Origin of the sequence: Arthrobacter sp. (assembly GCF_031179385.1) — a bacterium.
GTDB lineage: Bacteria > Actinomycetota > Actinomycetes > Actinomycetales > Micrococcaceae > Arthrobacter_D.
The window spans coordinates 1-5,666 of sequence record NZ_JAPSHV010000146.1 but is presented as its reverse complement, the minus strand read 5'-3'; the positions used below and the strand labels follow the sequence as shown (position 1 = coordinate 5,666).

Genomic DNA, 5,666 nt, shown 5'->3' with positions numbered 1-5,666 from the left:
GCGATCTGAAAGACGTCGCCGTCCTTGAGCTGTTTATCCGGTTGCACGTCCAAGTAGACCTGTTCCCACAGAACCACATCATCGGGATGCAGGTAGACGGGCGCGTTGACCGTTTCGGCTACCTGGCGTGCGGCGCCGATGTGGTCGTTGTGCGCATGGGTCAGCAGGATTCCCAACACTTTGCGGCCTCGAACCTGGTCGATGATCGCGGCTGCGTCGTGTGGAGAATCGATGATGATGCACTCATCGTCGTTGCCAATGATCCAGACGTTGTTGTCGACGTCCCACGTGCCGCCGTCGAGCGAGAACGTGCCCGAGGTGACCAGCTTTTCGATGCGGACGCTCATGAGGAAACCACCGCCGGCTCCATTTCGACGACCGACCGTAGAACCTTGCCGTCATGCATCTTGGCGAAGGCTTCCTCCACCTGATCGATGGCGATCCGTTCGGTGACGAATGCATCCAGGTCCAGGTTGCCCTGCTTGTAGTGACTGACGAGCATGGGGAAGTCACGCGAGGGCAAGCAGTCCCCATACCAGGACGACTTGAGCGATCCACCCCTGCCAAAGAAGTCGAGCAGCGGCAACTCCAGCATCATGTCCGGCGTCGGGACACCTACGAGGACTACACGACCGGCGAGGTCGCGGGCGTAGAACGCCTGCTTATAGGTTTCAGGACGGCCGACGGCGTCGATCACCACGTCCGCTCCGTTGCCACCGGTGAGGGCACGGATTGCCTCAATCGCGTCTTCGGTACTCGAGTCCACCCCGTGGGTGGCACCGAGGTCCTTCGCCATCCCTACCTTGTTCGCGTCGATATCCACGGCGATGATCGTGGTTGCGCCGGCCAACTTCGCACCGGCGATCGCCGCAATGCCGACACCACCGCATCCGATCACGGCCACGGACTCACCGCGCTTGATCTCACCGGTGTTGATGGCTGCGCCGATGCCCGCCATGACGCCGCAGCCCAAGAGACCGACGGCGGCTGGGTCCACGTCCTCGTCCACCTTGGTGCACTGCCCCGCAGCGACGAGGGTTTTCTCCGCGAAGGCGCCGATCCCCAGTGCCGGCGACAACTCCGTTCCGTCCTCCAGCGTCATCTTCTGGGTGGCGTTATGAGTGTTGAAGCAGTACTGCGGCTGGCCTTTCGAACACGCGCGGCATGCCCCGCAGACCGCGCGCCAGTTCAGGATCACCCGGTCACCTGCCGCCACCTCCGTGACGTCCGGACCGACAGCGCTGACCACTCCAGTCGCCTCGTGTCCCAGCAGAAAAGGAAAGTCATCGGAGATACCTCCCTGCTGGTAATGAAGGTCGGTGTGGCACACCCCACAGGTGAGGATGTCGACCAGCGCCTCCCCCGGTCCTGGGTCCGGCACCAGGATCGTCTCCAGTGTGACTGGGGCGTTTTTCTCCTTGGCGATGACTGCTTGCACCTTGTGAACCATCAGGGGGTCCTTTCCGGGGTCGTGGGGATTCAAAGGGTGAATGGCCGGTTCGACGCCTAGACGCCGGCCCTGTCTGCCTGCGGCTCCGAAGTAGCGGGGCTTGACTCCTGCTTGCTGCCTGCGGCGGCAGCGAGGGACATGCCTTTTGTTTCCTCCGCCATGAGGACACAGACCAGCCATCCGATCGCGGTCAGAATAGCGGCGGCCATCATGGTGGGTCCGACGCCCCAGTCGCGCAGCGCGAAGGGGATGACAAATGTCCCAACCGCCGCTCCAATTCGGCTGGCGCCTGTGGTGATGCCGATTGCACTTGCCCGCACCTCTGTGGGGAAGAGCTCACTTGGATAAGCCCACTCGAGGATATTGGGTCCACCCGAGAAGAATGCGTACATGCAGAAGCAGGCGATGATGACCGCTACAGGCGCGCCCGGAGCGAATCCAAGGACGAAAAGCGGGAGGGCCATCAGGGCGAAGCTCCAGATGATCAGAGGCCGGCGTCCGACAGTTTCAACCAGGCGAAGAGCCGGCAGGCAGCCGAGGAGGAAGACGACGTTGATGATCACTGAGCCGAGGTTTGCGAGGTTACCCTCCCCCAAGCCGAAGGAACTGAGGATAACAGGGCCGAAAGTGAAGATCGCGAAGAGAGGAGTTACCTGAAGGATGTAGAACGCGCTGCAGAAGAACAACCGCCGGGGATAGGGACGGCGCAGCAGCAGTGAGAAATCGACCTTCGACTTGGGCGCGCCCGGCTCAGGTGCCTGAGCCTCGGCAGCGAGCACGGAGGCGGCGTCAATCTGGTCCCCCAGGCCGGTGTGCAGGGCACGCTCGGCTTCTTCCTGCCGCCCGTGGTTCATCAACCACCGGGGAGATTCCGGAATGCCGTGCCGCATGGCAAGAACTGCGATGCCAAGGACAGCGGAACTGCCGAGCATCCAGCGCCAGCTTTCAGGCCCGAACAGTTCGAAGAGGATGAAGCCTGCCAGCGACGCAAGGGCAGCACCCGCGAACCAACCCGTGATCAGCATGCCCAGCATCTTGCCGCGTCGCTTTTGCGGCAGCCATTCAGCCAGCAATGCGCTGGCGATCGGATAGTCCGCACCAATGGCGAGGCCGACGATGAATCGCAGGATGATGAGTTGGGTGGCGTCCTGGACAAAAAACTGCAGGGCGGATGCGATGACCAGTGCCCACAGGTCGATCGTGTACATCAGCCGTCGACCGATTTTGTCGGTCAATGGACCAAGAAGGATCGCCCCGAAGAAGATTCCAACCAACGCAGCGGCGCCAATGAGACTGACTTCGAGTTCAGATGCGTTGAACTGGGCAGTCACACCGAGCATTGCGATGCCGATGATACTCAGCATGTAGCCGTCCAGGAGCGGACCGCCCATGCAACCAATCACCAGCTTTCGGTGGAAGGGGGAAAAACGTGCTCTATCAAGAGTGGTGCTGAGGCTCATTTCTTTCCTAATCGGGTTGCGGGAGCCTGGCGCCTATGCCAGACCTGCTATGAGATAGATATTTTGAGGCCGTAAGACTGATATATGAGACGCTAGTGTCGTGGCTCACGTGGTGTCAAAGGATTACGCACTTTGCCCCGAATGCGACCTACCGTCCGCGTTCGGCGAGGTGGTGAAGCCCAAGTAAACCCGGGGAGCCTTGACGCCCGCGCTCCTGCTCCATACAGTTCCTATAACTGATATATCACTACGCGCGTTGGCTAATGTCACCGCACGCTCTTCAGCGCACGACCGAAATCACTCGAAATGGGCGACAGCTGCCTCAGGATGGAGCGGGATGAACAAACAAGGGGCCGCAAGGGTGCGGCTGGAAGTCGTCCCTTCGCCAGATCTGCTCACGCAACTTCCAGCGATCTTCGCCAGCTCGGGCTCCGTCAGTGTGACGTGCCTTCCCCACCACGGTCCCAAACGCACCGTGGAAACAGCGGTCGGTTTGGCCCGGCTGGGTTACCGCACAATCCCCCATTTGGCTGCCCGCAGTATTTCCGGCCAGGCCGAGCTGCACTCCCTGCTGAGACAATTGCAGGATGCCGGCCTCTCGGAGCTGTTCCTTGTCGCCGGTGACCGACGCACGCCTGCAGGCCCATACTCCTGGAGCGGGCATCTCTTAGAGGCGGTGAAGGAATTCTCATCCGATTTTTCCGCAGGTGTTGCCGGCTATCCCGAAGGGCATCCTGAACTAAGCCGGGAACAATTGGTGCACAATCTTGTGAGCAAGGCACCGATGGCATCCTCCCTTGTCACCCAGATGTGTTTCTCCGCGGAGGCGATCAACCGTTATCTGCGTTCACTGCGCGAGAACGGCGTGAACCTGCCCGTATGGGTGGGGGTTCCCGGCCCTGTTTCAACCAAGAAGCTGCTGACCATGGGAGCGCGCCTCGGAGTAGGGCGTTCATTGAAACTCGCCCGTAGGACCGGCATGACCGGCGCCCTGTGGCGACGCGGCGACTTTCTGAACTACGACAGCGGCAGACTAATCCGCGACATTCACCGAAAGGTGGCAGGTCACCCCCTCTTTGCCGGTTTTCACGTCTACACATTCAATGACTTCCAGCGATTGCCGAACCTCCTGAGCGGCCTGCCGCAGCAAGCAATGTTGCTGCCGGGCAACACCGCCGGTCCTTCGTTTCCAGCCAAGATCTGAAAGGAAAGATCCTGTGGCTTCAAAAGCTCCCAAAGAGAATATTGACGAGTCGAAGCTGACTCTCACCAAACCCAAATCCAAGGCCGTCGGCGTACCGGCGGTCGTGAACTCGCTGAAGATCTCCATGGAACAGATGGGCCCGTTGCGGAGCATTCAGACGCTCCTGGCCGTCAATCAGATCGATGGTTTCGACTGCATGGGCTGTGCCTGGCCTGAACATGAGAAGCGCAATACGGCCGAATTCTGCGAGAACGGCGCCAAGGCGGTAGCAGAGGAAGCAACCCGCCGCCGTGTCACACCCGAGTTCTTCGCTAGGCATTCCATCGCCGACCTGCGGACTCGGGACGACTACTGGTTGGGCCAGCAAGGCCGGCTGACTCACCCGATGTTGCTTGACGAGGATGCAACGCATTACAGGCCGATCGAGTGGGACCAGGCGTACGAACTGATTGCCCAGGAGATCAACGCCATGGATCATCCGGATCAGGCCGTCTTCTACACCTCGGGCCGGACCTCGAACGAGGCAGCTTTCCTCTACCAGCTCCTCGTGCGGGGTATCGGGACCAATAACCTCCCGGATTGCTCAAACATGTGCCACGAGTCCTCGGGATCAGCACTCGTCGAGACTATTGGCATCGGCAAAGGCTCGGTTAGCCTTCATGATCTTGAGACAGCGTCCCTGATTTTCGTGGCCGGCCAAAATCCTGGAACGAATCATCCGCGAATGCTCAGCGCACTGGAGAAGGCCAAGAAAAACGGCGCCTTCATCATCTCCGTCAATCCTCTTCCCGAAGCCGGGCTCCTCCGGTTCGAGAATCCGCAGACCGTCTCCGGCATGGTCAAGGGAACACAACTGACTGACGATTTTCTGCAAATCCGGGCCGGCGGCGACCAGGCCCTCTTCCAAGGCCTCGGCAAGTACCTTCTGGAAGCGGAGTCCCAAGGGAGAAAGACCCCCGGGCTGTCCACGGTCCTGGACCATGACTTCATCCGGGATCACACCGTCGGCATTGATGAATATCTGCGGTCCCTTGAGGAGACGCAGTGGGATGACATCCTGGAAGCGACCGGCCTGACCCTCGAGCAAATCGAATCAGCGGGAGAACGCCTGTTAGCGTCCAGCGCGACGATCGTCTGCTGGGCCATGGGGCTGACCCAGCACAAGCACTCTGTGCCCACTCTTCGGGACGTGGTCAACGTGCTGCTGCTCCAAGGAAACATCGGAAAGCCGGGCGCGGGAGTCTGCCCAGTCCGTGGCCACTCGAATGTCCAGGGCGACCGGACCATGGGCATCTTCGAGAAAATGCCCGCGAAGTTCCATGACAGCCTGGACGATCGGTTCGAATTCGTTTCGCCGCGCAAACACGGCCACGACACCGTGGCTGCGATCCGCGCGATGCGGGACGGCGAGGTTCGTGTTTTCATCGGGATGGGCGGCAACTTCGTTCGGGCCGCACCGGATTCAGAAGTCACGGAAAAGGCGCTGGCGAACACTCGCCTCAGTGTGCAGATCTCCACGAAACTAAACCATTCCCACGTCTCCACAGGCCGC

The 5,666-nt window shown here is 60.5% G+C and carries 5 protein-coding genes; 2 read left to right on the top strand and 3 right to left on the bottom strand.

Features of this window, described 5'->3' with window-relative positions; genetic code table 11:
• The 3 genes from RIF85_RS14230 to RIF85_RS14220 all read right to left on the bottom strand — a co-directional run.
• Positions 1–347, bottom strand: a 347-nt coding sequence (locus RIF85_RS14230) for an MBL fold metallo-hydrolase (protein WP_309072557.1), incomplete at its 3' end; no start/stop codon positions are given.
• Positions 344–1,450, bottom strand: coding sequence for an S-(hydroxymethyl)mycothiol dehydrogenase (locus tag RIF85_RS14225; RefSeq protein WP_309072556.1), 1,107 nt, complete (start codon positions 1,448–1,450; stop codon positions 344–346). The genes RIF85_RS14230 and RIF85_RS14225, both read right to left, overlap by 4 nt.
• A 56-nt stretch (positions 1,451–1,506) precedes the next feature.
• Positions 1,507–2,910, bottom strand: a complete 1,404-nt coding sequence (locus tag RIF85_RS14220; RefSeq protein WP_309072555.1) for an MFS transporter — start codon at positions 2,908–2,910, stop codon at positions 1,507–1,509.
• A gap of 256 nt (positions 2,911–3,166) precedes the next feature.
• On the opposite strand from RIF85_RS14220, the gene RIF85_RS14215 reads away from it, so the two are divergent.
• Both RIF85_RS14215 and RIF85_RS14210 read left to right on the top strand, forming a co-directional pair.
• Complete coding sequence (locus tag RIF85_RS14215) at positions 3,167–4,114, top strand: methylenetetrahydrofolate reductase (protein ID WP_309072554.1); 948 nt, start codon at positions 3,167–3,169, stop codon at positions 4,112–4,114.
• Between the two features lie 13 nt (positions 4,115–4,127).
• The coding region (locus tag RIF85_RS14210) for an FdhF/YdeP family oxidoreductase (protein WP_309072553.1) at positions 4,128–5,666 on the top strand (1,539 nt) is incomplete at its 3' end.